The organism is Ornithinibacillus halotolerans, assembly GCF_014637405.1.
Taxonomy (GTDB): domain Bacteria; phylum Bacillota; class Bacilli; order Bacillales; family Amphibacillaceae; genus Ornithinibacillus; species Ornithinibacillus halotolerans.
Genome location: NZ_BMEY01000014.1, coordinates 35569 through 62310 on the forward strand (window position 1 = coordinate 35569; position 26742 = coordinate 62310).

Consider the following 26742-nt stretch of genomic DNA (forward strand, 5'->3'; position numbering starts at 1 on the left):
TACCCTCTTTCTTTTAATAGAGAAACCCTAACAAAAATTATCTACTTCATCAAAAATAAAACCGTAATCAACCTTAGACTACGATTTTATTCATTAAAATAAAATGTTGTAACACTTACATCTGCAGTAATTGTTTCATTTTCTTCATCTACTAACAGTTCTCTTTCAGCTGGTTTCTGGAAGGTCATATTTGTTACGGTCATAAAGCGCTCTTGCTCTTCAATCAGATTAATAAATTCTTGATATTGTTCATAATTAGGTGCCGTCACATTAAAACTTACAGTGATGGATTGAAGGTTTTCCGGGATGCCATCAAAACTTATATTATCCTGTTCAGAAGTAGATTCTTCCTCATCTGTTTCACTCTCTGCATTAGTGTCAGTCTCTCCTTCAGCTGCTTCTTCAATTTCCCTTTGAGGAGCATTATTACCGTAAGAAAAACTGAAGTTATCTAATCGAATATCACTTAATAATTCGATTTCTTGTAAGGTAAGTATTAACTGCTCTATCTCTTCATCTAACGGCAATTTCTTTTCTAACAAATACATTTCAGAGTCAAATTCATCTGAGCCATTTTCTGCTTTCGCTAATTTCACTTGTAGAACTTGATTGTCTGTCTCTAACGCTTTTTGAGTATTTTCACGTGTTTTCAATTCTTTAGATATTGGTTGAAATAAGAGAAAGTATCCAACAATTAACAGTAGAAATAATAACCCTAGCAGCAGAAAGAAAGAACGTTTATTTTCTTGGAAAGTATTATTCATTTCCTTCTGCCCCCTGCACTAATTTTCTATCATTAACTTTAATGGAAAGACTAACTGTATAACGTGGAATTACACTATACATATCTTCTTCATCTTCTGAAGAATTTTCTAACTCGAAAGTATTAATTTGATTTACCTGTACATCATCAATTAATTCAGATCCATTTAATTCTTCGACATAAGCCGCAATTTCGGTCATATTTTCAAATTGTGTCTCTAGTTGAACACCTTGATAACTATAAGTGTAGTTACTTAAATACCCTGTCTCAGGCAATAGCACAAGCAGTTCATCAATAAAACTGGATGTAGGGATAATTTGATACTCGACAAATCTTGCTGCATTCTTGTAAGCATTAGTGTCATCATTATTATCTAAGTTAGCAAGTCTTGTTTCTAATAATGTTTTTTCTTGTTCTAATTGACTAATATTTTGATTTACTTCTTCAAGATTGTTCTTTGTATGTAAATAAAAATAAATAAGTGCACTAGACAGTACGATAAATAAAATTAATCCAACTAGAAAAACAATATATTGAACAGAACTCTGTCTTTCAATTTTGGGTAATAAATTTATTTCAGGAAGCATCTATTGTACCTCCTTTAGAGCTAATCCTAGTAATGGAATATATTTTGTTTCAATTTCTTTATCCTTTTTTTCTAATTGAATACCTTTTAAAATTTGAACAGGAAGATTGAAACGTTCTCCTACTCTTTGATAGAACGCTACTAAATAAGGGTGATCTCCTAAGAGAACAATCTCATCCACCATTTTTTCTCCCTTTTGAATAGAAAATCGGTAAAAGTTCATAATACGTTCTAACTCAGCTACTTGATCATCTAATATTCCTAGTATATATACATCATCTTCTTTAAAAGTTAATTTATCCGTTTTCTCTGAATCTACATGTAGATCAAGATTCTCAAAACGCAAAAATTCTATATTGTGATTTCTAAAGATACTCAGATTAATCGAGGTTGCATTTAATTCTACAAACAGATATACCTTTTCTCTATTTACTTTCATCGTATGATGGAAATATCGATATACTCCCAATGCCAGTACATCAGCCGCTATCGGTTTCAAAGAAACATCCGCAAGAATCTCTGTATATTTCACCATTTCTTCTCTCGGTGCAGCAAAAAATGTACCTGAACGGTTCTCTTGCTCCAAGCGAACATTCTCAGCATAATGTACATCGAAAACAGGATCTTTAAATGGAAGATGTAGGGACTTCCCTATCTCTACTTTAAAATATTCATTAATATCTTTATCCCGTAGATCGGATGGGAATTCTACATGTCTCATGATCACTAAGGAGTTAGGTACGTAGAATCGGACATGGCGATTTTTTATGCCTAATTCTTTTACTAACTCTTTCATGAATTCGTAAAAACCAATTTCGTCTATTATTTTTCCGTTTTCAATCATACCAGCAGGTATAAGTCTTTCTGCCATTAATTTTATAGATGAGATATTGGTACTATTTGTTTCAATTAGTCGAATAATATAGTCTTCTAAGTCTATATTCATAATTTTTGTAGGTTGTCCAAACACAAGAAATCACCATCCTGGAGTTTATACAGTTAACAATTCTTTTTACCATTTCACAAAGCATTTTGAAAAATCGTAAAAAGAATTGTAATTTAAATTTTATTTAGCTGTTTAGTATTCCCAGCACTATAAGTGCTGAGAATACTTCAACATATACTTAGCCACCAGTAGTACCTTCAGCTTCACATAGCTCTCTACCCTGTTGTATTAATGCTGTTTCGGTAGCAGTATCTGCAGATAAATCACATTGTCCACCAGACGAAACTAATGCAACACTATACTCTCCAGTATCTGATTTAAAAACAGTTGCTGTTGTATATACATTATTACCCCATGGATCTGTTAATGTTCCAACATCTAAGTCTGCTTCAACAGCAGCATCCCCTGTACCAGTCTCAATTGCTGAGACACCACTTGCTGTTATTTCTCCTCCATTAGCCTCATACAATTTTGCTGCAGAAATTAATTGCTGTGCATTAGCAATTTGAGCATCCTTCTTAGAATTATCAATTACATTACTAATTGACACAAACGCAATTGCCCCAACAATAGCCAAGATAACAATTACCGCTAGTAACTCAACTAATGTTAAACCTCTTTCATCTTTTTTCAATAAACGTAACCATTTTTTCATCATCTTCATCATCTCCATTTTTTATTTTAAAAGAATGTATAAAAGCATTAAAACAATATATTCTTTTGTTACTTCACCTCCTTAAACGTTTTGATAGATGCTAAACATTGGAACCATGATTGCAATTACAATGAAGCCTACTACACCAGCTAATACTACGATCATTAATGGCTCGATAAGCGACTTTAATGTGTCCACTGTTCGGTCCACATCTTCTTCATAGAAATCGGCAACTTTTGAAAGCATTAAGTCCAGTTGGCCACTTTGTTCGCCAATAGCTATCATTTGAGTAACTAACGGTGGGAACACCCAGCTTTTCTTTAACGGTTCGGATAGAGCTCTCCCTATTTCTAGACTGTCACGAGATGCTAAAATTACTCTACCGATAACTGGATTACCAACAACTTTCTCCACAATAGTTAGTGCTTTTAAGATTGGGACAGAACTGGAAACTAGTGATGATAAAGTTCGGGTCAGTCTTGCTATTGCCGATTTTTGTAGTAGCTTTCCAAAGATCGGAAGTTTAAATAATACGACATGGACTGCATAGTTGAACTTTTTATCATTTTTATATAGAAACATAAATACACCAATGATTATTAATATTAATAGAAGTCCTAACCACCAAGAGTTTTGTACAAATTCACTAAGATTCATCACTAATTGGGTAACAAACGGAAGTTCTCCGCCAAAAGATTCAAAAGTTGCAGTAATACTTGGAACGATCGATACCATTAAGAAAACTACAACCGCTACAATAATAATCGATAACACAATTGGATAAGCCATAGTTGATTGTACTTTTTTCTTAATATTATTTTGTTTCTCATAATAAGTAGCTAGTCTGTCCAATGTATCATCAATATTACCGGTAGCTTCACCAGCTCTAACCATGTTTACAAACAATGAAGGAAACACTTTAGAATGATTTTGTACCGCGTCGGAAAATGCTTGTCCTTCTCTAAGATCAGACTCAACCGCATACAGTGCTTTACTTAACCCTTTACTCTCCGTCTGTTCAGCCATTATATTTGTAGCTTCTACAATAGAAATACCAGCTCGAATTAATGTAGCAAACTGACGGCAATAAATAACAAAATCCTCTGTCTTTACCTTATTACCACCAATTGCAAGATCACGGTTAAATATTGTTGCTTTCGTCTCCGTTACTTCACGAGGGCTAATGCCTTTTTCACGAATCGCAGCAATAGCTTGGGAACGCGAAACACTCTCAATCGTCCCTTTCTTCATGATTCCTTTTGACGTTCGTCCGACATATTTATAAACTGGCATTCTTAATCACCTGCAATAGAAAACATTTCTTGTACATCATCATAATTGACCATGCCTTTTTGCAATAACTCTTTAACAGACATCTCCATCGTATGCATTCCAGCAGCACGAGACGTTTGTAAGATATTCTTAATTTGGTCTACTTTTTCATTCCGTATTAAATTTGCTACAGAGGGCATATTGATTAATATTTCTGTTGCTGCCACTCGGCCTTGTCCATCAGACTTAGGAACTAATCGTTGGGAAATAATCCCGGCTAGAACGGATGCCAACTGAATGCGAATTTGGCTTTGTTGATGTGGTGGAAACACGTCAATAATCCGATTAATGGTCTGGGACGCACTATTCGTATGTAAAGTTGCTAAAACTAAATGTCCAGTTTCAGCCGCGGTAAGTGCCGTTGAAATCGTTTCATGATCGCGCATTTCTCCGACTAAGATAATATCTGGATCCTGTCTAAGGGCAGCACGTAATCCATTAGCAAAACTTTCTGTGTCTTTCCCTACTTCTCGTTGATTAATGATCGACTTCCCGTGTTCATGCACAAATTCAATTGGGTCCTCTAGCGTAATAATATGTTTCGCCTTATAACGATTCACGTAGTTGATCATGGAAGCAAGTGTTGTTGATTTACCTGAACCAGTAGGACCTGTAACTAAAATTAATCCTTGAGGCTTTAATGCTAATTGCTGTAAAATGCTCGGCATCATCAACTCTTCAATCGTAGGTATCTCTTTAGGTATGACCCGGGCAACAATACTTATATTTCCTAATTGTGTAAACACATTAATACGGAAGCGTGATACATCTTCTATACTATAGGAAGAGTCAATCTCCCCCATTTTCATGAGATGCTCCCACTCTGAACTAGACAATAATTCTTTGGCGAGATTTTCTGTATCTTCTTTCGTCAATACATCTTCACCATGGCGAGTTAATTTCCCATGAATTCTATAAACAGGGGGGGAATTGACGGTAATATGTAAATCAGATGCTTCTTGGTAATAAGCTATTTGCAATAAGTCATTGATATCATATGGCATCTATTTACCCCCTAATTGGATGACACGACTCGTAGTACTTCTTCGGTTGTTGTTAACCCCTGGGCCACTTTGTGAAGGCCATCATCGAGTAGAAAACGCATCCCTTGTTGTTTTACATATTTCAAAATTTCGGAACGTGTGCTTGCATTAATTATTAATCGGCGAATGTGATCATCAATTGGAAGTACTTCATGAATAGCAATTCTGCCTCGATACCCAGTCATCCCACAGCTTGCACAGCCAGTACCACGTTGAATCGACGTAATTTCGATACTAGCATTGGCAAATAACTTTCTCTCTTTTTCGGTTAGTTGATTAGTTTCACTACAATCCTTACATACTTTTCTTACTAGACGTTGTCCGACTACCCCATTTAACGAAGACGATAATAGAAATGGCTCTACTCCCATGTCAATCAATCGTGTTAATGTATCTACTGCACTGTTTGTATGGAGCGTGCTTAATACAAGGTGTCCTGTTAAGGAGGCTCGGACAGCAATTTGAGCTGTTTCAAAATCACGTATTTCTCCGATCATAATAATATCTGGGTCTTGTCGGAGAATGGAGCGAAGTCCAGTAGCAAACGTCATACCGATTTCTTCTCTCACTTGAACTTGATTAATACCATCTAACTGATACTCTACGGGATCTTCAATTGTAACAATATTTACTTTTTCACTATTTAGTCTGTTTAAAGCAGCATATAGTGTGGATGACTTCCCGGAACCCGTTGGACCAGTTATAAGAATAATACCGTTTGGTTTTTCAATCATTTTTACAAACTTCGAAAAGTTTTCTTCTGTAAATCCTAACTTTGATATATCATTTAAGGCATTTCCTATATCAAGTAGACGCATAACTACTTTTTCACCATAAATCGATGGAAGTGTACTTACCCGGATATCTAAAGGTTTATGGTTAATCTCCAGTTTCACTCGTCCGTCTTGTGGGACTCTACTTTCTGTAATGTTTAAATTACTAATGATTTTTATCCTTGCGATTAGCATGCTTTGCATATATTTAGGAAGGGACCGCTCCGTCCGTAAAACTCCATCAACACGGTAACGAACTCGTAATTCCCCTTCTTGTGGATCAAAATGAATATCACTCGCTTTTTGTGCAGCAGCATTTGTTATAATCTGATTCACCAGACGAACTATCGGAGAATCCTCATCTGTAATTCCTGTTTCATCTATTGCTTCTTCTGGTGCGTAATCACCCATTAACTCCTCAATAGATTCTTGCAAATCATAGTGCTTAGTAATAGCTCTGTAAATAGAATCTTTTGTAGCAATACCAGGTGTAATTTGGAGTCCTGTCGCAATTCTTAATTCTTCCATAGCGAAATAGTCCATTGGGTCAGCCATTGCTACAAATAATTTGTTTCCTTCAATACGTAGAGGCATTAAGAGATATCGCTTTGCTAATTCTTTCGGAACTAAATTAACAGCATCCTCATCAATTGAATATTGAAAGAGGTTGACATGCGGTATACCTAATTGAAACTCAAGCACTTCAATTAATTGTTGTTCAGTAATATACCCTTCTCGCAACAGGGCATCTCCTAATTTCTCATCAGGGGATTTATCCGTAAGTGTATTTGCTAATTGTTCATCACTAATTAATCCAGCATTTACTAACAGATCGCCTAGTCTTTTCCTTGCCATCTAAACTCACCTCCATATTAGGTGCTATTTGACGTATATTTCTTTTTCTTCTACTTCATCATCGTTATCTTGTTCTTCCGAATTCTCTTGTTGTTCTTCACTACCATCTTCATTATAAGTTGACCAAATGATCCGTAATAATTGCAGCTGATTATTGTCTAAGTTCTCAAGACAGGCCTCATTTCCAGACTCTTCTCCACTATTTTCTAAGCCATTCTCTACTTTCTCTACTAAGCTTTCACAGTAGTTCATAACAAAGTCATAAAATGTTATGGAACGAATGGAATCCCCGTTAGGTGGAGGTGGAACACCAACATTGCCATTTCGATTATCACTCGTTTGTTCATTCGGTTGAGTATTGTCGGTGATATTTTGTCCTTCTTCATAGGATTCTGTCATTCGTTCATCACCAGCTAAGAGCCCACTACTTATAGGTAGTAATACGATCTTAGGTTCTGGAGGGTAGAAATCTTTACTAACTAATTGCTCTTTCCCTTGTACGGTTTGATAAACTTCTACTTCCACTCCTTGAGCACCTTCTTGAATGACCTCACTCTGACCATATGCTAAATCATTACTATAACGATAAATTGTACGTGGTTCTACTTCTTCCACGATATTGGAATGAACTATTAATGAGTCTACTTCGGCAGTGGATTGAAGAGAGACTATGAATTCACTTCCATCCCTTTCCAAATTCAGTTTAAAAGCCGTTTCATTTGGATTGTAAATAAGGAAGTCCTTATCTACACTTGGATTTATAGCGACATCCAGTCCGGGGTCTGTATATTCAGGAATGGTTCCTTGTGAATGTCGTTCTAGTACAAGGATATTGGATTGCAAAATTGTACGATATAATTGAGAAGCAACAAAATTAATTTCTTCTGTTTGATTCTCTTTCATCTCAGGCAGCGCTCCTATAAAGGAAAACGTTGCATTTGGAACAAGCACTGTATCATGCATTTGTTTAATCATGTTATCGATAAGTAAATAAGAAAATCCATTCGGAATCACTACAGCTTCAGAAGCAACCGTCGTGTATTTCTCTTGTGTCTCAGCAGAATAGACTAGTTCTACTGCATTGTCACTTAAATTACTAGCGATAAGACTTGCATTCGATAATGTCTCATTAACATTTATGTAAGAAGGTAGATTTCTAAAGTCTTCACTTTCTTCATTCACTTCAATGGCAAGTGGTTGAATCATATTCGATTTCTTAAATAATGGAAACCAGCTTTTCGTTCTTTGTTTCAATTGTTCTAACGTATCATCAATTTGAAATGTAAATATCGTTTTTGGAATCATAATTTCGTCGTATTCACTTGTTGCATATATGTATTCATTCGATTCCCACATGTTAATTTTTTCCTCTAACATTGCTCTTGCTTCTTTCTCATTCATCCCTTCAACAAGAACATTAGCAATTTGGGATCCCTTAGGGAACTTTGTAGAACTTTGATAAGTAAAGTACCCAATTATCAATAGTACAAGTAACAATATTATAGAAAAAGTGACAGTTTTTTTTGACAAAATCATAGCAAAATCCACCTTTTCGATTTGTAAGCATAGTATATTTCAACTAAATAAAACTATCCGTTAACTAGGAGAATTATACTATACCAAAGGAAAAACCTATCAGTCTAGCACTTTAGAACTAGATTAAAGATAGTTCGTAAGTAGCAATAGTAGATTATCAGTAGTTAAATAAATTGTCAACAGTTTTCGGAAAACAAAGACAGTTCCCTATCATATTTTCAACCATGTCAAATATGCTTGAATTATGTCATCTCCAAAAAAATAAGTAAGCAATGTTGCTACCACAATATATGGTCCAAATGGAACAGGTTGTTTTCTTTTAATAATTCTAAACAAGATTAGTAATATCCCAATTACACTTCCAAACAAACAGGAGAGAAAAAATGCTATAAGTACTTTTTCAAGTCCTAAGACGATTCCAAGTACACCAAATAGCTTCATATCTCCAGCCCCCATACCACCACGGCTTACTATGATAATGAGTGCAATGATTCCCATTCCTGCTGCCGCTCCAACTAATGGAGACCACCATGGCTCTAATGGTGCTATAAAACTTAGAATCACAAAGAATGGTAAGAAGAATAGTAAAATTTTGTTCGGTATAAGCATATACTTCATATCTGTGACGAATACAATTACACATAGGGAAACAAGAAATAGCGCTTTCAACAATTCAAAATTAAAACCTATCATTATATAGCTCCATGCAAATAATATTCCCGTAAGTAATTCAATCACAGGATACATATATGATATTTTCATATCGCAGTTCCGGCATTTCCCCTTTTGCAATACAAAAGATAACACCGGTATTAACTCATACCAGGCTAGTTCACGGCGACAAGAAGGACATTTTGACCGATCATTCATAAAAGTTATCTTCTTTGGTACACGCAATCCAACTACATTGAAAAAGGAACCGCACGTTAAACCGATAATAAATAAAAATAGAACTGCAAAAACTTCCATACCTCTACCTCTTTCGCCAAAATATGACTCCATTATATCATTTTTAGGCATATAGAACTACGTATTTAATGGATATTTATGGCTATTTTCTTAATATTTGTAAATAAATAACCACTGTCCTATCAAATAATAGAACAGTGGTAGATTTTAATTGTTATCTATCAGTTATAGTAGCCAAATACGTGCAATAATATGACACCAACGACTACAACACTAATCCCAATCCCAAATACTATACTTGCAGTTTTTATCTCTTTTGATTCAAACCAAGCTGAAGTGGTCACAATAATCGTGAAGATAATCCCAAAAAACAATGCTGCTAATGGATTGGTTGGTTGGATAAAATCGTTCCAGCTAAGAAAATCCATCAATACACTCCTTTAGCTAGAAAATCAATTATAATTCCAGAACGCTCCCAGGTTGCATCACTTTTCCTTCACCAGTACGGAGGTTGGCAACAAATTTATTCGGGTCTTGCTCAATCACTGGGAACGTATTGTAATGGATGGGAACAACTACTTTTGCTTGCAACCATTCTGCTGCAACTACTGCATCCTCTGGCCCCATTGTAAAATTATCCCCAATAGGAATAAACGCAAGATCAATATTATGCATCTCTCCATACATTTTTAAATCTGTAAATAATGCTGTGTCACCTAAGTGATAAATAGTCTTATCACTAATTGTTAAGATAACACCGGCAGGCATTCCCGTATACACAGTAGTACCATCCTCTTCTGCATAGGATGAACTATGGAAAGCTTGTGTATATTTCACTTTTCCAAATTCAAACTCATATGCTCCACCTATATTCATTCCATGAGCATTCAAACCTTTCGAACCTAAGTACACGGCTAATTCATTCGGAGCAATTACTTGAGCATTATTCCTTTTTGCTATTTCTAACGTGTCCCCAACATGATCATTATGGCCATGAGTTAGTACAATAACATCAGCTTTTACTTCTTCAGCATTCAAATCGCATAAACCATTTCCTGTAATGAAAGGATCAATTAGAATAGTATGATTATCTGTTTCAATTTTTACCACTGCATGACCGTGATAAGATATTTTCATTTTTTCATCCCTCTTTCTATTCATTCTCTCATTTCTACATTCTACATTTATGTACGAATTCCTTCTTACCTAAACAATAAAAGACAGCATTCTTTATAAATGCTGCCCTTCGTTATTATTCTTTACCTAATGATTCTTTTAACGCTGCTAATTCATCATCCACATTCGAATCTAATTTTCTAAATTCATCATCTAATGTACGACTTTGTGTCGATAGATCTTCTGTAGTTTCTGCTTCCGCTTCATAACGTAATACTTTCTCTTCCATACGCTCAAACCCACGTCTTGATTCATCGCCACCAATTGATGACATACTGCGATTAATTTTCGTACGAGTTTTTGCAGACTCTGCTCTTGCTTTTAAGGAATCTTTCTTCAGATTCATTTCTTGATATTCTTTTTTCATTTCGTCTAGCTTACTCTTTAATACTTGAGAGTCGTTGGCAGCTTGCTCATAGGATTGTTGTAATAAGTTAGCTTGATTTTCATAATCATTCTTTTCTTGCAATGCTCTTCTAGCTAGGTCATCCTCACCAGCCAGGATTGCTTTCTCTGCTTGTGACTGCCTTTTCTCAACCATTGCTTGGGCATCTTCTGCTTTACGCTTTAGAATTTTTTCATTAGCAATTTGCTTCGCTACTGCAGCCTCTGCCTCGCGAATATCTTCACCCATGTCCCGTAAAAATTGATCTAACATTTTCACCGGATCTTCTGCTTTATCTAGCATCGCATTTAATTCAGAGCTAACAACTGTCTTCACTCTCTTAAAAAATTTAAACATAAGCACCCTCCATATAATTTAAATTTTACTTTCTACCTTTTATACGATAAAAAAACAGAATGGTTTCATATTTTTTTTCAAAGTTGGAATTATTTCTTTGTACGTTTATAATGATAGTATTAAATGAGGTGATATGAATGTCAAATAGAATGGAAGCATTAGTACAAGAACTATCCAAAAATCAATTAGACAGTATATTAATTACATCCCCAGCAAATATCTACTATGTAAGTAATTATTATACTGATCCACATGAAAGAGTTGTTGCTGTATACGCAACGTTACATCATGATCCTATTCTCATCCTCCCAGCCATGGAAGCAGAAGATGCAAAAGCTGCAGGATGGAGTTATGCCATGATAGATTATCATGATCACGAAAATCCTTGGGAACTATTTTTAACATTTCTAAAAGAGAATGGAAAAATACCCCAATCACTTGGTGTCGAAGAAGATTATCTATCATTAAGTAGGTATTCAAGCTTAAAAGAAATTCTTCCAAGTACAGAGATTAAAAATGCACAAGAAGTATTAGCATTATTACGAGTAATTAAAACAACTAATGAATACGAATCTTTAAAGAAAGCTGCAGAACTTGCAGATTTCGGTATTCAAACAGGAATTCAAGCCTTAAAAGAAGGGATTACCGAGCTTGAAGTAATTGCTGAAATTGAATACGAACTAAAAAAACAAGGTGTACAAGCTATGTCATTCTCCACAATGGTCTTGTTCGGTGATAAAGCAGCATCTCCACACGGTACACCCGGATCACGAAAACTAGTTCCTGGAGATTTGGTTTTATTTGACCTAGGGGTAATATATGAAGGGTATTGTTCCGATATTACAAGAACTGTTGCATATAAGTCAGTCAATGAAGAACAACAAAAAATCTATAATACCGTTTTAGAAGGTCAATTAAAAGCAATAGAAGCTTCTCTTCTTGGGAACGCAGTAGGTAATATTGATAAAGCTGCCCGCGATCATATCGAGTCTTGTGGATACGGACAATATTTTAACCATCGAATCGGACATGGACTCGGTATCGAAACACATGAATATCCTTCGTTACATGGGAATAATACATTACCACTCCAAGAGGGAATGTGTTATACGATTGAACCTGGAATCTATGTACCTAAAGTAGCAGGAGTTCGAATTGAAGACATGATTTTCATGACTAAAGATGGTGCAGAAATATTAACGAAGTTTCCTAAGGAATTACAGATTATTGAATAAGTATTAAGGGGTACTCTCTAATTTTTGAGTGTACCCCTTTTTATATTACACGAACACATCACTTGGATCTTTATATTCTAAACTATGAGCATCAGCTACTGCTTTATAGGTGACATAGCCACCCATTGTATTTAATCCTTTTAGTAAGGCTGGATTACTCACACATGCGTCACGATAACCTTTATTAGCAATTTGAAGTGCATAAGGAATGGTTACATTCGTTAATCCTATCGTTGCGGTTCTTGGTACTCCACCTGGCATATTTGCAACGGAATAATGTAGCACACCGTGTTTCGTATAGGTTGGATTGTCATGGGTCGTAATTCGGTCACTTGTTTCAAAAATTCCGCCTTGATCAATCGCCACATCAACGATTACAGAGCCCTCTGACATTCTCTTTACCATTTCTTCGGTAACTAATTTTGGTGCTTTTGCTCCAGGGATAAGCACAGCTCCAATTACTAAATCCGATTGGGCTACACATTCTGCTATATTCATCGGGTTTGACATCATTGTATTTATTGAAGAACCGAACGTATCATCGAGATATCGAAGCCGATCTGGATTTAAATCTAATATCGTTACATTCGCACCAAGACCAACTGCAATCTTAGCAGCATTCATTCCAACTACCCCACCACCAATAATCGTCACATTGGCACGTTTTACTCCTGGAATCCCTGCGAGTAATATACCTTTTCCACCTTTAGGTTTTTCAAGGAACTGTGCACCAATTTGAGCGGCCATTCTACCTGCAACTTCACTCATCGGAGTTAATAATGGTAATGTACCATTTGCTGCTTGAACCGTTTCATAAGCTAATCCAATAACCTTCTTTTCTAATAACTTACGAGTTAATTCAGGCTCTGCTGCTAAATGTAAGTATGTAAATAAAATTTGTCCATCATAAAAGTAATCATATTCTTCTGGGAGTGGTTCCTTTACTTTCAAGACCATTTCCTGTGCCCAAGCATCTTTTGGATTATTTACAATTACTGCCCCTGCATCGATATATTCTTCATCTGCAAATCCAGACCCCAATCCAGCTTCTGTTTCGATATATATTTCATGACCAGCATTTTTTAAGGTAAGTACCCCAGCTGGAGTTATAGCAACTCTATTTTCATTATTTTTAATTTCCTTTGGAATCCCGATCTTCAATTGGAACACCTTCCCTTTTATAAATTGTAACCCTCTACATTATAATTAATATTTAATATTAATACTATTATTAACATACTGTAAAATGAATAAACAACCTACCTTATTTCTAAGATAGATTGTTTATTAAACCTATATTAATTTTTACGATTATTAAATGTCCATATACTTTTGTTATTATGCAGTTGATCTTCAACAGCACCACTTTGATAACTCTCAAAGAGCTGGTTTTTTACAGCGGATACACCACTTGGGTCTTCCACTAATTTGTGTTTATTATTTTTCTTAGCCATGGAATCACCTCCATTTATAGTTTGTACTTAATTTGTCATTAAAAGCATGGCTAGTTTTACCAAATGAAAGCGTTTTTACGTTATAATTAAATTGTACTTAAGAAAGGGGAGAATAAAATGAATACCGAATATAAAAATATTTTAGTAGCCATTGATGGGTCGAAAGCTTCTGAAAATGCATTTAACAAAGCATTAGACATTGTGAAAAGAAATAATGCTCATTTAATTATTGCACATGTTATTGAGTATCGTTCGTTTGCTTATGCTGATTCCTATAATGGAACATTAGCAGAACAAGCTGAAGAATATGCAAAAGATCTTGTCGACAGTTATGTGGAGAGTGCAACTGAAGTCGGAATTACAAATATCTCCCGTTGTATTGAATATGGTTCACCGAAAGTGAAGATTACGAAAGATATACCGAAATTGTTTGAAATTGATTTAATTATTTGTGGTGCTACAGGAATGAATGCAGTGGAACGTTTTTTAATTGGAAGTGTTTCAGAAGGCATTACAAGATATGCACCATGTGATGTATTGGTTGTTAGATAAAGAAAATAAAAAAGGTTTTGGTGTTTAATTACACCAAAACCTTTTTCTTTATTTAGAAAGTCTTACTGTATCTCTTGCTATCATTACTTCTTCGTTTGTTGGGATGACCATTACTTTTACTGGGGAATGTGGGTAGCTAATGAACTTTTCTTTCCCTCTTGCTGTTTGATTTAACATTGGATCCCAATAAATTCCCATGAATTCTAAACCATTTAAAACTTTTGCTCGAATAACATCACTATTTTCTCCGACACCTGCCGTGAAAATAACTGCATCTAATCCAGACATTCTTGCAGCATAAGAGCCAATATATTTATGGATTCTTGCGGCAAACACATCTAGTGCTAATTCAGCACGTTCATTCGATTGCGCCTGTTCTTCTATATCTCTTAAATCACTTGAGAACCCAGATAAGGCAAGCATACCACTTTCTTTATTTAAAACATTCACTACTTCTTCCGCTGTCTTTCCTGTTTTTTCCATAATATAAGGGATTAAAGCTGGGTCAATATTACCTGAACGGGTTCCCATAGTTACTCCTGCTAATGGTGTGAAGCCCATAGAAGTATCGATGGACTTACCACCTTTAATTGCAGCAACACTTGCCCCATTTCCTAAGTGACAAGAGATTAAACGTAATTCTTCAATTGGCTTATCCAACATTTCCGCAGCTCGTTGAGACACATATTTATGTGATGTGCCATGGAAGCCATATTTTCGAATACCATATTTCTTATAATACTCAAATGGCAAACTATACAAATAAGCACTTGGTGCCATCGTTTGGTGAAAGGCTGTGTCGAACACAACTACCATCGGGATATTAGGTAAAATCTCCTTAAACGCACGAATTCCTGTTAAGTTTGCCGGATTGTGAAGAGGTGCAAGTTCTGACACTTCCTCAATTTCCTTAATTACTTCATCTGTAACTAAAACTGAATCATTAAATTTCTCTCCACCATGTACTACTCGGTGTCCAACTGCATCAATCTCCTCAAGGGACTGAATAACTCCTGATTGAGTTAGTTTTGCTAGCAGCATTTCAACTGCAACTTCATGATTCGGGATATTCGTAGTAGTTTTATCTTTATTCTCATTTATTTCAATTGTAAATATAGATTCAGGTAAGCCAATTCTTTCTACTAATCCTTTCGCTACTACTGTTTCTGCTGGCATTTGAATGAGTTGAAACTTTAATGAAGAACTCCCAGCATTGATTGCTAAAACATTTTTCACGGTTGTTCACTCCTGTTGTTCATGATATTCTACAAACCAATTATTCATTTTCCCTAGGATATCTTCCATTGCACGGGAATTTTTTAATGATGGAAGTTGTGCTAATAATGGTTGTTTAGGTCCTTCTGTATTGTTCCCTTTCTTTTGCAGGATTAAAATACATTTTGCATTTTTCTTAGACTGGAATGCACTATCTGGTAACTGGATAACCCCAATGATATGTGCATTTTTCTGAATAAATGCGTGAAACTTATCAGAACCTTCTCCATCAAAAATAAAATTAGGAACCATTAATACTAAATAACCACCTGGATTCGTATAATTCATGCTTTGTTCAATAAATAATAAATGAGAGAAGGAATGTCCTTCCTCTGCTTTTAATTCAAACGTACTCGCACGAATATCATCTGGATAATAGCCAACTGGTAAATCCGAGACAATTAAATCAACTGGATCTAATAAAAACGGACGAAGACTATCTTGATGGAAAAATTCAATCGTTGTTTTTTGTAAATTTGCACTTACTAGAGCTAGTTGTAACAATGTAGGATCTACTTCACTAGCGTATGCTTCTGTTTCTTTTTCTAATTGCGAAATTACGGTTGTTAATAAATTCCCAGTCCCTGATGCTGGATCAAAGACTCTCACCTGTTTGTAATTTACCATTAGTTTTTGTGCTATATATCCTATAACTAGCCCAATTGCTTCTGGTGTAATCAAGTGTTGCTGTTGTGTATTATCTTTCATACCTTTTAGAATAGAGAATTGGATCGCTTTTCTTATTTCCGATGTGTCATATTCTTCTAACTTGATCTTCTCTATTGCATTATGTAATTTATGAGTTAGTATGTCATCAAGTGACTCATCCGCCCCTTGGAAAAATAATGTTTCAAGTGTGATAATTAAACTATCTAAATAAGGCTCATGTAAATGGCTCTCAATTGTCTTTGTAGTTTCGTCCATCCATTCAAATAAATACTCAACCTTCGTTTTTTCCATAGTCATTCCTCCGTTCATCGAACCTGTTATATTGTACCAAATCATAGGTGAACTGTACAAAATAATGTTTATAACAGATTTAAACAAATAATAAAAGCCTCCCTCATTTAGGAGACTTTTATACATTATTCGGCTTTTCTTGCTGCTTCTAGAGCTTTATCATAGTCTGGATGGTTCGTCACTTCATTAACATATTCTACATATGTAACCTTATCATTGGAATCAACAACAAAGATAGAACGAGCTAACAAACGCAATTCTTTTATTAACACGCCATAATTCTCACCAAAGTTACCTTCTCTATGATCGGAAAGTAAATTCAAACTCTCGACATTGTTTACTTCACGCCAACGCTTTTGAGCAAAAGGTAAATCCATACTAACCGTTAAAACTTGTACATTTTCTAACTGTTTTGCTTCTTCGTTGAAACGATTTGTTTGAATAGAGCATACTCCAGTATCAATCGAAGGAACTACACTTATTAATTTAATCTTCCCTTTGTAATCTGAAAGAGTTTTTTCTTCTAGATCATTATTTAACACTGTAAAATCTGGTGCCTGATCCCCTACTTTTAACTCGCTACCTAATAATGTAACCGGATCTCCACCAAAAGTAACTTGTACCATATTACTCCTCCCTTTCCTGAGTGATTAATTCTATTATAGTAAATTTATCCTCTAATTACCAAGTCTTGTGAATTATATATCATATATCGATGGAGATTCATCTTTCTTTGACTCGTCTTCATCCTCAGATTTTTGTTTTTTATCTTCTTTTTCCGAACTCTCTTTCTCATCTTTCTTACGACTGCTTTTTTCTTCGTGTTTTTCTTTCTGTTTCTCTTTTTTGTCTGAACCTCCTCTTCCGATTTCGCTTTCTTTTAATAATTGTTGAATTTTTTCAACTGCTTTCGGAGCAAAGTCCAGTAACTTTTCATATATATGGGTGTTTTCATCCAGGTGTACCATTTTAATCCCTTTCGCACTTACGATCAAAAATGCTACTGGAGTAATAGAGACACCTCCACCACTACCACCACCAAAAGGAAAAACTGCTTCACTACTGCTACTACTCTCACTATCTCCACCTTGAGAGCTTCCTCCACTTGGCATAAATTCTGTACCACCTGCAGCAAAGCCAAAACCTACTTTAGAAACAGGGATGATGACACTTCCATCAGGAGATTCTATTGGGTCTCCTACGATTGTATTTACCTCAATCATATCCTTTAAATTTTCCATTGCTGTTGTCATTAACCCTTGAATAGGATGTTCATCCATTGGATATCCTCCTTTTAACTATATACTTCATTCATACTTATTTTTCGAGAAATATACAAAGCTCTCTGTATAGCTTTTCCTAATCGTATAGATACAATGCAATCAACTTCTGAGTATAGGCCTCTTTGTTGAAAGTGGGGGATGACGGATATTTGAGGATTACTTTTAAGATGGGTAAGCTCGTTTAATGTTCCAACGAGAGTTCCTTTAATCATCCATACACCTCCAGATAATATCCCTGTGGAACTTGCATCTCCGGTACCAATATGTGTTTTCCAGATTAATTGATGGATTGTTATACTTTTTAGTAAGATAAATAAGATATTCGCTGTATCTTTTATCTGCGAAATGACATCTTCTACTAATTCTTTTAATTCCTTCCTTCCTGATTCATCTTTTAGTTTTTCGTATAAATCTAATATGAATTCACTTTCATCCGGAGCTTGTTCATCCAATTTAATTTTTCGATGAAGAATTCGTAGTTTTAAATAGTAAATATGAATAACAATATGATGATTATTTTTTTGAAAAATATATTGAATTCTAATTTTCAAATGGAAAAGTAATAATATAACAAATAAAATAATTAATACTACAATAGTAATAATCCAACCCATATTGTCATCTCCAACACGTAATAAAATTAGATTGCCACATGTTTCCAATTTTATGCATTTTCTTCTGGAAAGCTTAAAAGGACTGCCCTCCGAAGAGAACAGCCCTTAGCCATTTATCCTATTTAATTGTTATTAACCGTTATATCCACCAAACTGTTGTTCAGCCATTTGAACTAAACGCTTAGTGATTTCTCCACCAACAGAACCGTTAGCACGAGAAGTTGTGTCACCACCAAGTTGAACACCAAATTCTTGAGCAATTTCATACTTCATTTGATCTAATGCTTGTTGAGCACCAGGTACGACTAGTTGATTTGAGTTATTGTTGTTTGCCATGGTATTTCACCTCCTTGGTACGCTTATAATGTGTAGTTTGGAGGTGAATCATTCATTTAATTTGTTGGAAAGTGTTGGAATTATATCGGACTAGTCTAAAACAACCCTTCAAACGCGTCTTCTTCTTTCTTTTGGTCAGAGACTTTAATTATCTCAATACCATCGATTGCTTCTTGAATTAATTCTTCATAATCAAATTTCGATTCATAATAATTGACGCGTTCGCGTTTTGGTTTTGTTTTTGGTGCTTTCGGAACAAATATCGTGCAACAGTCCTCATAAGGACGAATCGAAATATTAAATGTGTCGATTGTTTTTGAAATATCGATAATCTCATCTTTATCCATTGTAACGAGTGGTCTAATAATTGGATAATTCGTTACTTCATTAATCGTGTTCATACTAGTCATTGTTTGACTAGCGACTTGACCTAAATTTTCTCCAGTCGTCATCGATAAAATACCTTGTTGCTGACATACTCTTTCACTAATTCTAAGCATCATTCGTCTCATCACTGTCATACCATAACCATCAGGTGTTTCTTGGAAGATTCGTTGTTGTAATTTTGTAAATGGTACGACGTGAATTTTAATACTTGAGCCATATCTTGTAAGTTTTTCGGCTAAGTCAATTACCTTTTGTTTTGCTCGGTCACTTGTAAACGGTGGGGATTCAAAATGAATCGCTTCAATTTGTACGCCGCGTTTCATTGCTAGATAACCGGCAACTGGACTATCTATCCCTCCTGAAAGAAGTAATAATGTTTTATCAGAAGTACCAACTGGAAGTCCTCCTGCACCTCGAACAACACCGGAAGTAATATACGTTGCTTCTCCTCGAATTTCAACTTTCACTTCTACATCAGGATGATGAACATCAACTGTAATACCATCTGTGTTTGATAAAAGATGTCCACCAAGAATTTGATTTAATTCTTGCGAACGTACCGGAAATCCTTTGTTAATCCGTTTTACAGTTATTTTAAAAGTTTTTACATTCTCTGCATTAGTTAAAGCATATAATGCAGCATCTTTAATCTTTTCCAATTCATTTTCTACTTTAATGGCTAAACTTAAGCTATGAATCCCAAATACATTCTTAACTTTATCCATTACGGCATTCGGTTCTGTTCCATTTAAAAGAACGAACATTCTACCTTGCGTACGTTTAACTTTCACAAGTGGAAATTCGGTCAATTTTTGCTGGATATTTTGTTGTAGTCGTTCTACAAACTTTTTACGATTTTTTCCTTTTAATGATAATTCTCCATAACGTATTAATATATGATCATATTGCATTTCATCTACTCCATTACATCTTTTAGTTGATTTAGTGCTTCTTTTAATTTACTAACAAAAATTCTTATTTCTTCCATCGTATTATCATAAGACAAACTTACTCGAAGTGCTGATTTGGATCTTGTTGAATCATATCCACAAGCTTTTACAATTCTACTTTCATCTAAATCTTTAGAGGAACACGCAGATTTCGTTGAAATAAAAATACCTTGTTTCCCTAAAGTATGAATCATTACTTCCGGTTTTAACCCAGGAATTGAAAAGTTCACGATATGTGGTGCAGCATTTTCAGGTGTATTTATCATTATTTCATCTATTTTCTTAAGTTCCTGACGGAGGTATTGAGACAACGCCTGTAATTGTTGAACTTGATTCTTCTGCCGTTCTTTAATTAAACGAAGTGCTTTAACAAATGAAACTGCACCTGCTAGATTCTCTGTACCTGAGCGAACTTTAAATTCTTGTTCCCCTCCATGGAATAAAGGGAATAACTTAACCCCGCTTCTGCAATACAGCACTCCAGTACCTTTTAACCCATGAATTTTATGACCGGACATCGTACATAGATCAATGCCACTATCGTTCAGCTGAAGGTCAAGTTTTCCAAGTCCTTGTACATGGTCAACATGAAAGAATAGCTTCGGGTGCTTTTTAGCTAATTCCCCGATTTCTTTGACCGGTTGAATAGTACCTATTTCGTTATTTACATGCATGACACTAATTAGAATTGTTTCATTTGTTATAGCACTTTCCACGTCTTCTACAGAAACAATTCCATCACGATTAACTGGTAGATATGTTACTTGAAATCCTAAAGACTCTAAGCTTTTACAAGCTTCGAATACGGAAGGGTGTTCAATTTCTGTTGTAATAATATGTTTACCTCTTCCTTGGTGCTGTAAGGCAATTCCTTTAATTGCGATATTATTTCCTTCTGTACCGCCAGAAGTGAAAATGATTTCATCATCTTTCACTTGTAATAGATTGGCTATTTGTTGTTTGGATTTTATTAGTAATTTCTCCGTATCACCACCAAGCTGATGGATAGAAGATGGATTTGCAAAAAAATTAGTTGAAACTTGCTCAAAACTTTTTAACACTTCTGGATGCGGTTTTGTTGTTGCACTATTATCAAGATATATCACAGTAAACCCTCCATTAAATAAACATAGAAATTTGTTTCAATATTTTATAAAAATTTACCTATTAAAAAACTAAAGGGCTGTCTTTAGGAATTAAATTCCATAAAGCAGCCTTAGCGACTATTACTTTAAAATTAACTGATTCTCTTCAATTCGTTTTAATGCTCCTGGCTCCACTTCTTCTAATGCACGAGCAGCTTGTTCTAATGCAACTTCATATTCATAATTTCTAAATAGCGTTTCCGCTTCGGATAACTTCGCAGCAAGAAGTGGATACATACTTCTATAACGGTTCGCATATTGAATAACTTGTTCTGTTAAGTATGCTTGGTCAAGCATTACATCTGTTTTTTCCATTAATAAATCAACTGCTGCTTTTGCACTTTCCAATGACTTTCTTACTTCAGAAATATCTAATGGACTTTTTTCTAAAGATATTAATACTTGGTTACTTTTTTCAAGTGCTTCGTCCATTGAATTCCAAATAAAACTTGGCACACCTGGAATATTACTTTTGTTAATTTTTCGATGTGTGTTATTAATTTGCTCACGAATATCAGTTAACTTTTCTTTTGCTTCAATTTCATCTTTTCGTAAATTATTTACACTCGTTTTAAAATCGTTATGTTCTTCGACAATTTCATTAAGTTTATTTAAACCTAATTCTAGAATATCTCTCAACTCAGAATAAGGTGTCTCTTTCTCTTCTAACCCAACTCGTACTTCTTCATATACCTTCTGTAATTGAGTAATATTCTTTTCTAATGCTAGAAACTTTTCCATATCTTGATCGTCAAAGTAATACGTATATTTCAATCGTTCTACTTCATTTTTTGTTTCATCAAAAGAGGCAGCAATTTCTTGAATAGATTGTCCATATCCAGATACTTTTGTTTCCATATAGTTTTTTGCTATTGCTTCTTTCTCTAATAGCTGATACATTTCTTGAATTCTTTCTTCAATCTCCACTGTCAATTCTTTCACTTCTGATGATTGACCTTTTTCCAGGCTATTCACACAATCCAACAATCGTTGTTGATAGCCTTGTAATTCTTTTTCGAATCCAAGATGTTCAATTCGGAATCCAGATTCTTTCATTTCTTTTATACCAGCATATAAATCATCGATTTGTGAAGGAAGCTCCTGTTTACAAATTCGATAGATTTCAGGAAATTCTTCTATTTCTATTTCTAATTGTTCTAACCTTGCCTTTAATGTATCAACAAGTTCTTTTGCTTCCGTGTAATTACCAGTATCAACTAATTCATTGTATTGTTCTAGACCTTCATCTAACTCATCCAGTTCCACTTCAAAGCGAACTTCTGCCTTTCCAAATTGGAATCTATTCTGAGCTATATTTTTCTTCAATGTTCTTATGGTTGGTTCGATATACTCTACTTCTTTTCGGCTAGATTCTTCGGACTCAACTAATTCATCTAGTTCGATGAGAATCTTTTCAATATCTTTTTCTATCGTTTGAAGGTTTTGGTCAATTTTACGAAGTGTATGCTTGGCAGTTGAAAAACGAAACTTATCTGCTGCTCCTTCCGCATCAAATAGATACTCTTCTATTTCCGGGAGATCTTTAGCAAGGATAAATTCCCAACGTTCTTTCCATGATTCAAATCTTTCTTGTGTCTCCCCAGACAAATTTAATGATTTAATTCTTCTTAATTGAGCAGACACATTACGATTCATTATATCTAACTTCCAACTTTCAAGTCGGTCAACGGCATCGTAAACTTGTTTTCTCATGATAAGGCTTATAATAATAAGTGCAATAATTCCAAGTATAATTCCGATAATAAATTCCATAGAAAAGCCCCCTAAAAAAATCAACAGAAAAATCCATCTATAAGTACAATTTGAAATAAGTATATTAAGCTAGTTTACTATAATCATAATACCATGTATACACCGATTTTGGCTAAAAAAATCTAATAAAAATAGTGTTTTTTGTCAGATATTGTATTACCGTGTAATTTGAATATTAGTTTTCTCTAAAAAACGTTTTAATTTTCGACAGTTGGTCAAATTCATCTAGTCTGTAATGTAATCCAACCAATTGTGGATTGTCCGTACATATTGTTTAACAAAGAGAGCATGCGAGTATTCCCCTATTACTTGCTCTTTCCATTCATTGTGTAAAATGTAAGGAGTTACTAACATCCCTTTTAATTGCATTAACAAGAATTGCTTGTCCATTGTTTTCCTTTTCTTCTGCTTATCTTTAAATAACTCAGAAAACAAATTACCAATAATAAAGTTTTCCTTAGCAAGATATGTAACTGCCATTTCCCTTACAAATACGGAATCCATTGACAATTCACGGTGTATAAAACAAGATAATTGAAGATTTGAATGCTTATAATGTATAATTTGATGTATTAATTTTTTAATTTTTTCAAGAGGCGTAATATCATTTGATTCTTCCAGGGTTGATTCGATAACAGCTAAATATTCTTCATAATAGTTTGATACTGCATATTCTAAAAGCCCTTGCTTTCCTTTAAAATAATAACTAATTGAAGATAGATTTACAGAAGCTTTTTCAGCAATATCTCGAACAGAAGTACCATGGAATCCTTTTTGATAAAAAAGTAATGATGCAGCGTCCATCACTTTTCGTTTTGTTGGGGTATCTTCCAATCGGATCAACTCCTTTCATAATCAAACAGTCTTATGATATAAATACGACAAAAAAATGTTATTTCCTGCATATAAACTCTTAATCTTTCAGATGTTTATGTAAGTTTGATACAAGTTTGTTAGGTTTATGACATTTGTTTTTTAATTTATAGGAGGGATTCATATGTTTCAAACAACTAATTATTCAGGTAATAAAGAAAAGGACTACGAGCTTTTATTAAAACAACTGAACGCTCTATTAGATGGTGAAACTGATGTTGTTGCCAATTTATCTAATACATCAGCACTATTAAATCAATTTTTATCAGACATAAACTGGGTTGGATTTTATGTATGGAAAGATGATGAACTTGTTTTAGGACCTTTTCAAGGGTTACCAGCTTGCATTCGTATTCCTTATGGTAAAGGTGTCTGTGGTACAGCTGTAAAAAAACGTAGTACTCAAAGGATTGCAGACGTTGATCAATTCCCTGGTCATATTGCATGTGATAGTGCAAGTAAATCTGAAATTGTTATTCCGATTATTAAAGATGGCAATGTTTTTGGGGTATTGGATATCGACAGTCCGATTCTTGATCGATTTGATGAAACAGATCAACTTTATTTAGAAAAACTTGTAAATGAGTTAATTAAGCATTTGTAATTGATTAGAGGATGTCTCTTTTATCGACATCCTCTAACTTTTTATATGGACAGCTTCATTCTTTTCGTCCTCGATGCTATACTTTACCACGCAATTTTTTCCGTAACTTTTCGCTTCATAAAGTGCTTTGTCGGCCCTTACAAAAAATTTCTTTGGTGTATCTTCTTCCATTGCTGACCATGACGAAACTCCAGCCGATAATGTAACCTGTGGCTCAGTGAAATTCTCAACCTGGTTATTAATATTCCTTGCAAGTTGAACACCTGCATTCAACTCGGTATTCGGAAGATAGATAGCTAATTCTTCTCCTCCCCATCTAGCAGCTATATCTCGTTCGTCAATAGTTGAAATAATAATATTGGCAACTTGCTTGAGTACTTCATCTCCTATATAATGGCCAAATTTATCATTCACTTTCTTGAAATTATCGATATCGAATAAAATTAACGTTCCTAGTTCTCCTTTATTCATATGTTCAACGATTCTTTCATCTAAATAATTTCTTGAATACAACTGCGTTAAATAATCGGTTGATGCTACTTTTTCTAAACGATCCTTTAAAATTGTATTAACTATTGCTAATGTGGAATGGCGAATGATCGACTGTAGCAATTTAAATTGGTCAAAAGAAAAAGCATATGCTTCTGGATGGAGGACAAACACAACACCATTAATATCTCCTAAGTTCTCCATAGGAAAAGCCATGACGGAATGATACGAGTAATATTCATCATTATTATACTCACCGATAAAGATAGCTTCTTTTTTTCTTGATATTTCTTGTGCCAAATCTCTTATAAAACTACGTCCTTCTATTGTTTCAAAGAATTTAGTACTTCCCTCGAGTAATTCGAATTGCTGAGTTGTTTCCTTTTTCTTATAGACAAACCCTATTTCTCCCGGCTTACAAACTTGTACAATTTTTTCTCTAACTAATTGAGTTATCTCAACTAAATCATGGCTTGAATTTAATTGGTGCGTTAAATCATTTACTAGTTTTAAATCAGCTACAAGATGAGTTGAATATTGATATAAACTAATATTTTCAAATGTTCTTCCAGCAATGTTAGCAAATTCCTCTAAAAAGTACTTATCACTTTCAGAGAATTTAATTTGTTTGGAAGTTAGGAGTTTGATTACCCCATACACCCCTTGACATCCCTTTAAAGGGGCATAAATATATGTTGTATGGTTAGTTTTATCGATTAATAATTTACCACTTAAAAAAACCTTAGAACTAAGTGAATCATCATTTAATTCAATTGATTCAACAGGTAATCCTTTCGTCTCATCAAAATCTTGTGATAACAAAAGAATATATTCGAATTGAGGATATATTTTTTTTATGCTTTCATTTATTTCTGATAAGACTTCGCTTGTATTATTTAGAACGGAAAACTTTTGTGATGCTTCGTATAATTGTTTATATTTATCCAATCGTGGGACCGATGAATCCAGTTTATAAACTAAGTGAATTAATTCATTCAAATTAACTTGAATGGAATTTATTAGATTAGTTTTGAAGATAAGATCATTAGGTGATTGAATTCCGAACACGATTAAACCCATTGGTCCGTTTGATGGACTTAATGGAATTGTAACGATGTCAAAATTATGTAGTTTATTAGTAATTAAATCTTCCTTTTCTAATTCAATTACTTTCTTTTGTAATATACTATTTTGAATATGATTATTCTTATCACAAATGACATCGGTAAAACTTAATTCCTCTAATTTACTTGATTTACATACTAATTGAAAGAGATTTTTATGATCGTTGTATATATAAATACTTATAAATAGGGTATTTAATAGTGCTTGTGTCTCTTCTGCTAACTTAACGAAAAAATATTCTTTACTTTTAGACGTTGTTAGTAAATCATAGTATGTGATTTTTAATTTATCTATTAGATTATTTTCGTCCATATTAATCACCTATTAAGTATTTGAAAAAAGATATATACTTTATTATAATTGATATTTTT

The 26742-nt window shown here is 34.3% G+C and carries 28 protein-coding genes; 3 read left to right on the forward strand and 25 right to left on the reverse strand.

Annotation, left to right across the window (positions count from 1 at the left end; translation table 11 throughout):
• Positions 1-86: 86 nt before the first annotated feature.
• The 12 genes from IEV35_RS13360 to IEV35_RS13415 all read right to left on the reverse strand — a co-directional run bounded on the left by IEV35_RS13360 (position 87) and on the right by IEV35_RS13415 (position 11316).
• Positions 87-764, reverse strand: coding sequence for a hypothetical protein (locus IEV35_RS13360; RefSeq protein ID WP_188385163.1), 678 nt, complete (start codon positions 762-764; stop codon positions 87-89).
• Positions 757-1350, reverse strand: a complete 594-nt coding sequence (locus tag IEV35_RS13365; protein ID WP_188385164.1) for a PilN domain-containing protein — start codon at positions 1348-1350, stop codon at positions 757-759. The genes IEV35_RS13360 and IEV35_RS13365 overlap by 8 nt, the downstream gene beginning before the upstream one ends.
• Positions 1351-2295, reverse strand: a complete 945-nt coding sequence (gene pilM, locus IEV35_RS13370) for a type IV pilus biogenesis protein PilM (RefSeq protein ID WP_188385165.1) — start codon at positions 2293-2295, stop codon at positions 1351-1353.
• A gap of 178 nt (positions 2296-2473) precedes the next feature.
• Entirely contained in the window at positions 2474-2953 is a 480-nt protein-coding gene (locus tag IEV35_RS13375; RefSeq protein WP_188385166.1) for a prepilin-type N-terminal cleavage/methylation domain-containing protein, read from the reverse strand.
• 78 nt (positions 2954-3031) lie between these two features.
• Positions 3032-4243: a type II secretion system F family protein gene (locus tag IEV35_RS13380; RefSeq protein WP_188385167.1), complete on the reverse strand. Its 1212-nt coding sequence runs from the start codon at positions 4241-4243 to the stop codon at positions 3032-3034.
• Positions 4244-4245: 2 nt separating this feature from the next.
• A complete protein-coding gene (locus tag IEV35_RS13385) occupies positions 4246-5286 on the reverse strand; it encodes a type IV pilus twitching motility protein PilT (RefSeq protein WP_188385168.1) in 1041 nt (346 codons plus the stop codon).
• An 11-nt stretch (positions 5287-5297) separates the two neighbouring features.
• Positions 5298-6953, reverse strand: a complete 1656-nt coding sequence (locus IEV35_RS13390) for a GspE/PulE family protein (RefSeq protein ID WP_188385169.1) — start codon at positions 6951-6953, stop codon at positions 5298-5300.
• A gap of 24 nt (positions 6954-6977) precedes the next feature.
• A complete protein-coding gene (locus IEV35_RS13395) occupies positions 6978-8489 on the reverse strand; it encodes a G5 domain-containing protein (RefSeq protein ID WP_188385170.1) in 1512 nt (503 codons plus the stop codon).
• Positions 8490-8699: 210 nt separating this feature from the next.
• On the reverse strand, positions 8700-9458 hold the full coding sequence (locus IEV35_RS13400; RefSeq protein ID WP_188385171.1) for a prepilin peptidase: 759 nt from the start codon (positions 9456-9458) through the stop codon (positions 8700-8702).
• A gap of 161 nt (positions 9459-9619) precedes the next feature.
• The gene (locus IEV35_RS13405; protein ID WP_188385172.1) at positions 9620-9826 is read right to left on the reverse strand and encodes a hypothetical protein; all 207 of its coding nucleotides are present in this window, start codon (positions 9824-9826) and stop codon (positions 9620-9622) included.
• A gap of 28 nt (positions 9827-9854) precedes the next feature.
• Positions 9855-10535: a metal-dependent hydrolase gene (locus IEV35_RS13410; RefSeq protein ID WP_188385225.1), complete on the reverse strand. Its 681-nt coding sequence runs from the start codon at positions 10533-10535 to the stop codon at positions 9855-9857.
• 115 nt (positions 10536-10650) lie between these two features.
• Positions 10651-11316 carry a PspA/IM30 family protein gene (locus IEV35_RS13415; RefSeq protein WP_188385173.1) on the reverse strand — a complete coding sequence of 222 codons (666 nt, stop codon included), beginning with the start codon at positions 11314-11316 and terminating at the stop codon, positions 10651-10653.
• A 137-nt stretch (positions 11317-11453) separates the two neighbouring features.
• On the opposite strand from IEV35_RS13415, the gene IEV35_RS13420 reads away from it, so the two are divergent.
• On the forward strand, positions 11454-12551 hold the full coding sequence (locus tag IEV35_RS13420) for a M24 family metallopeptidase (protein WP_188385174.1): 1098 nt from the start codon (positions 11454-11456) through the stop codon (positions 12549-12551).
• Between the two features lie 45 nt (positions 12552-12596).
• Here IEV35_RS13420 and ald read toward each other — a convergent pair whose 3' ends face one another.
• Together ald and IEV35_RS13430 are read right to left on the reverse strand one after the other, a co-directional pair.
• The gene (gene ald / locus IEV35_RS13425) at positions 12597-13712 is read right to left on the reverse strand and encodes an alanine dehydrogenase (RefSeq protein ID WP_188385175.1); all 1116 of its coding nucleotides are present in this window, start codon (positions 13710-13712) and stop codon (positions 12597-12599) included.
• 137 nt (positions 13713-13849) lie between these two features.
• Complete coding sequence (locus tag IEV35_RS13430; protein ID WP_188385176.1) at positions 13850-14005, reverse strand: hypothetical protein; 156 nt, start codon at positions 14003-14005, stop codon at positions 13850-13852.
• A gap of 117 nt (positions 14006-14122) precedes the next feature.
• On the opposite strand from IEV35_RS13430, the gene IEV35_RS13435 reads away from it, so the two are divergent.
• Entirely contained in the window at positions 14123-14557 is a 435-nt protein-coding gene (locus tag IEV35_RS13435) for a universal stress protein (protein ID WP_188385177.1), read from the forward strand.
• 48 nt (positions 14558-14605) lie between these two features.
• Here the strand turns inward: IEV35_RS13435 and IEV35_RS13440 are convergent, their stop codons facing one another.
• From IEV35_RS13440 to refZ, 10 genes are all read right to left on the reverse strand, one after another.
• A complete protein-coding gene (locus tag IEV35_RS13440) occupies positions 14606-15793 on the reverse strand; it encodes an acetate kinase (RefSeq protein ID WP_188385178.1) in 1188 nt (395 codons plus the stop codon).
• A gap of 6 nt (positions 15794-15799) precedes the next feature.
• A complete protein-coding gene (locus IEV35_RS13445) occupies positions 15800-16792 on the reverse strand; it encodes a class I SAM-dependent methyltransferase (RefSeq protein ID WP_188385179.1) in 993 nt (330 codons plus the stop codon).
• Positions 16793-16917: 125 nt separating this feature from the next.
• On the reverse strand, positions 16918-17418 hold the full coding sequence (gene tpx, locus IEV35_RS13450) for a thiol peroxidase (protein ID WP_188385180.1): 501 nt from the start codon (positions 17416-17418) through the stop codon (positions 16918-16920).
• A 72-nt stretch (positions 17419-17490) separates the two neighbouring features.
• On the reverse strand, positions 17491-18072 hold the full coding sequence (ytfJ, locus tag IEV35_RS13455; protein ID WP_188385181.1) for a GerW family sporulation protein: 582 nt from the start codon (positions 18070-18072) through the stop codon (positions 17491-17493).
• Positions 18073-18086: 14 nt separating this feature from the next.
• Complete coding sequence (locus IEV35_RS13460) at positions 18087-18689, reverse strand: DUF2953 domain-containing protein (protein WP_188385182.1); 603 nt, start codon at positions 18687-18689, stop codon at positions 18087-18089.
• A gap of 132 nt (positions 18690-18821) precedes the next feature.
• Positions 18822-19025 (reverse strand): alpha/beta-type small acid-soluble spore protein, encoded by a 204-nt coding sequence (locus IEV35_RS13465; protein WP_188385183.1) that lies wholly within the window; start codon positions 19023-19025, stop codon positions 18822-18824.
• A 95-nt stretch (positions 19026-19120) separates the two neighbouring features.
• Positions 19121-20323 carry a tRNA uracil 4-sulfurtransferase ThiI gene (thiI, locus tag IEV35_RS13470; protein ID WP_188385184.1) on the reverse strand — a complete coding sequence of 401 codons (1203 nt, stop codon included), beginning with the start codon at positions 20321-20323 and terminating at the stop codon, positions 19121-19123.
• Positions 20324-20328: 5 nt separating this feature from the next.
• The gene (locus IEV35_RS13475; RefSeq protein ID WP_188385185.1) at positions 20329-21468 is read right to left on the reverse strand and encodes a cysteine desulfurase family protein; all 1140 of its coding nucleotides are present in this window, start codon (positions 21466-21468) and stop codon (positions 20329-20331) included.
• A 120-nt stretch (positions 21469-21588) separates the two neighbouring features.
• Positions 21589-23280 (reverse strand): septation ring formation regulator EzrA, encoded by a 1692-nt coding sequence (gene ezrA / locus IEV35_RS13480; RefSeq protein WP_188385186.1) that lies wholly within the window; start codon positions 23278-23280, stop codon positions 21589-21591.
• Positions 23281-23505: 225 nt separating this feature from the next.
• A complete protein-coding gene (refZ, locus tag IEV35_RS13485) occupies positions 23506-24114 on the reverse strand; it encodes a forespore capture DNA-binding protein RefZ (RefSeq protein WP_188385187.1) in 609 nt (202 codons plus the stop codon).
• 163 nt (positions 24115-24277) lie between these two features.
• Between refZ and msrC the strand changes: the two genes are divergently transcribed.
• Positions 24278-24757 (forward strand): free L-methionine (R)-S-oxide reductase MsrC, encoded by a 480-nt coding sequence (msrC, locus tag IEV35_RS13490; protein ID WP_188385188.1) that lies wholly within the window; start codon positions 24278-24280, stop codon positions 24755-24757.
• A 33-nt stretch (positions 24758-24790) separates the two neighbouring features.
• Here msrC and IEV35_RS13495 read toward each other — a convergent pair whose 3' ends face one another.
• Positions 24791-26683, reverse strand: a complete 1893-nt coding sequence (locus IEV35_RS13495) for a sensor domain-containing diguanylate cyclase (RefSeq protein WP_188385189.1) — start codon at positions 26681-26683, stop codon at positions 24791-24793.
• Between the last annotated feature and the right edge of the window lie 59 nt (positions 26684-26742).

Excerpts from the sequence above, each read along its gene's own strand:
- IEV35_RS13360 (WP_188385163.1), bottom strand. The coding sequence starts at position 764 with ATGAATAATACTTTCCAAGAAAATAAACGTTCTTTCTTTCTGCTGCTA.
- IEV35_RS13365 (WP_188385164.1), bottom strand. The coding sequence starts at position 1,350 with ATGCTTCCTGAAATAAATTTATTACCCAAAATTGAAAGACAGAGTTCT.
- pilM (WP_188385165.1), bottom strand. The coding sequence starts at position 2,295 with ATGAATATAGACTTAGAAGACTATATTATTCGACTAATTGAAACAAAT.
- IEV35_RS13375 (WP_188385166.1), bottom strand. The coding sequence starts at position 2,953 with ATGATGAAAAAATGGTTACGTTTATTGAAAAAAGATGAAAGAGGTTTA.
- IEV35_RS13380 (WP_188385167.1), bottom strand. The coding sequence starts at position 4,243 with ATGCCAGTTTATAAATATGTCGGACGAACGTCAAAAGGAATCATGAAG.
- IEV35_RS13385 (WP_188385168.1), bottom strand. The coding sequence starts at position 5,286 with ATGCCATATGATATCAATGACTTATTGCAAATAGCTTATTACCAAGAA.
- IEV35_RS13390 (WP_188385169.1), bottom strand. The coding sequence starts at position 6,953 with ATGGCAAGGAAAAGACTAGGCGATCTGTTAGTAAATGCTGGATTAATT.
- IEV35_RS13395 (WP_188385170.1), bottom strand. The coding sequence starts at position 8,489 with ATGATTTTGTCAAAAAAAACTGTCACTTTTTCTATAATATTGTTACTT.
- IEV35_RS13400 (WP_188385171.1), bottom strand. The coding sequence starts at position 9,458 with ATGGAAGTTTTTGCAGTTCTATTTTTATTTATTATCGGTTTAACGTGC.
- IEV35_RS13405 (WP_188385172.1), bottom strand. The coding sequence starts at position 9,826 with ATGGATTTTCTTAGCTGGAACGATTTTATCCAACCAACCAATCCATTA.
- IEV35_RS13410 (WP_188385225.1), bottom strand. The coding sequence starts at position 10,535 with ATGAAAATATCTTATCACGGTCATGCAGTGGTAAAAATTGAAACAGAT.
- IEV35_RS13415 (WP_188385173.1), bottom strand. The coding sequence starts at position 11,316 with ATGTTTAAATTTTTTAAGAGAGTGAAGACAGTTGTTAGCTCTGAATTA.
- IEV35_RS13420 (WP_188385174.1), top strand. The coding sequence starts at position 11,454 with ATGTCAAATAGAATGGAAGCATTAGTACAAGAACTATCCAAAAATCAA.
- IEV35_RS13430 (WP_188385176.1), bottom strand. The coding sequence starts at position 14,005 with ATGGCTAAGAAAAATAATAAACACAAATTAGTGGAAGACCCAAGTGGT.
- IEV35_RS13435 (WP_188385177.1), top strand. The coding sequence starts at position 14,123 with ATGAATACCGAATATAAAAATATTTTAGTAGCCATTGATGGGTCGAAA.
- IEV35_RS13445 (WP_188385179.1), bottom strand. The coding sequence starts at position 16,792 with ATGGAAAAAACGAAGGTTGAGTATTTATTTGAATGGATGGACGAAACT.
- tpx (WP_188385180.1), bottom strand. The coding sequence starts at position 17,418 with ATGGTACAAGTTACTTTTGGTGGAGATCCGGTTACATTATTAGGTAGC.
- ytfJ (WP_188385181.1), bottom strand. The coding sequence starts at position 18,072 with ATGGATGAACATCCTATTCAAGGGTTAATGACAACAGCAATGGAAAAT.
- IEV35_RS13460 (WP_188385182.1), bottom strand. The coding sequence starts at position 18,689 with ATGGGTTGGATTATTACTATTGTAGTATTAATTATTTTATTTGTTATA.
- IEV35_RS13465 (WP_188385183.1), bottom strand. The coding sequence starts at position 19,025 with ATGGCAAACAACAATAACTCAAATCAACTAGTCGTACCTGGTGCTCAA.
- thiI (WP_188385184.1), bottom strand. The coding sequence starts at position 20,323 with ATGCAATATGATCATATATTAATACGTTATGGAGAATTATCATTAAAA.
- ezrA (WP_188385186.1), bottom strand. The coding sequence starts at position 23,280 with ATGGAATTTATTATCGGAATTATACTTGGAATTATTGCACTTATTATT.
- msrC (WP_188385188.1), top strand. The coding sequence starts at position 24,278 with ATGTTTCAAACAACTAATTATTCAGGTAATAAAGAAAAGGACTACGAG.
- IEV35_RS13495 (WP_188385189.1), bottom strand. The coding sequence starts at position 26,683 with ATGGACGAAAATAATCTAATAGATAAATTAAAAATCACATACTATGAT.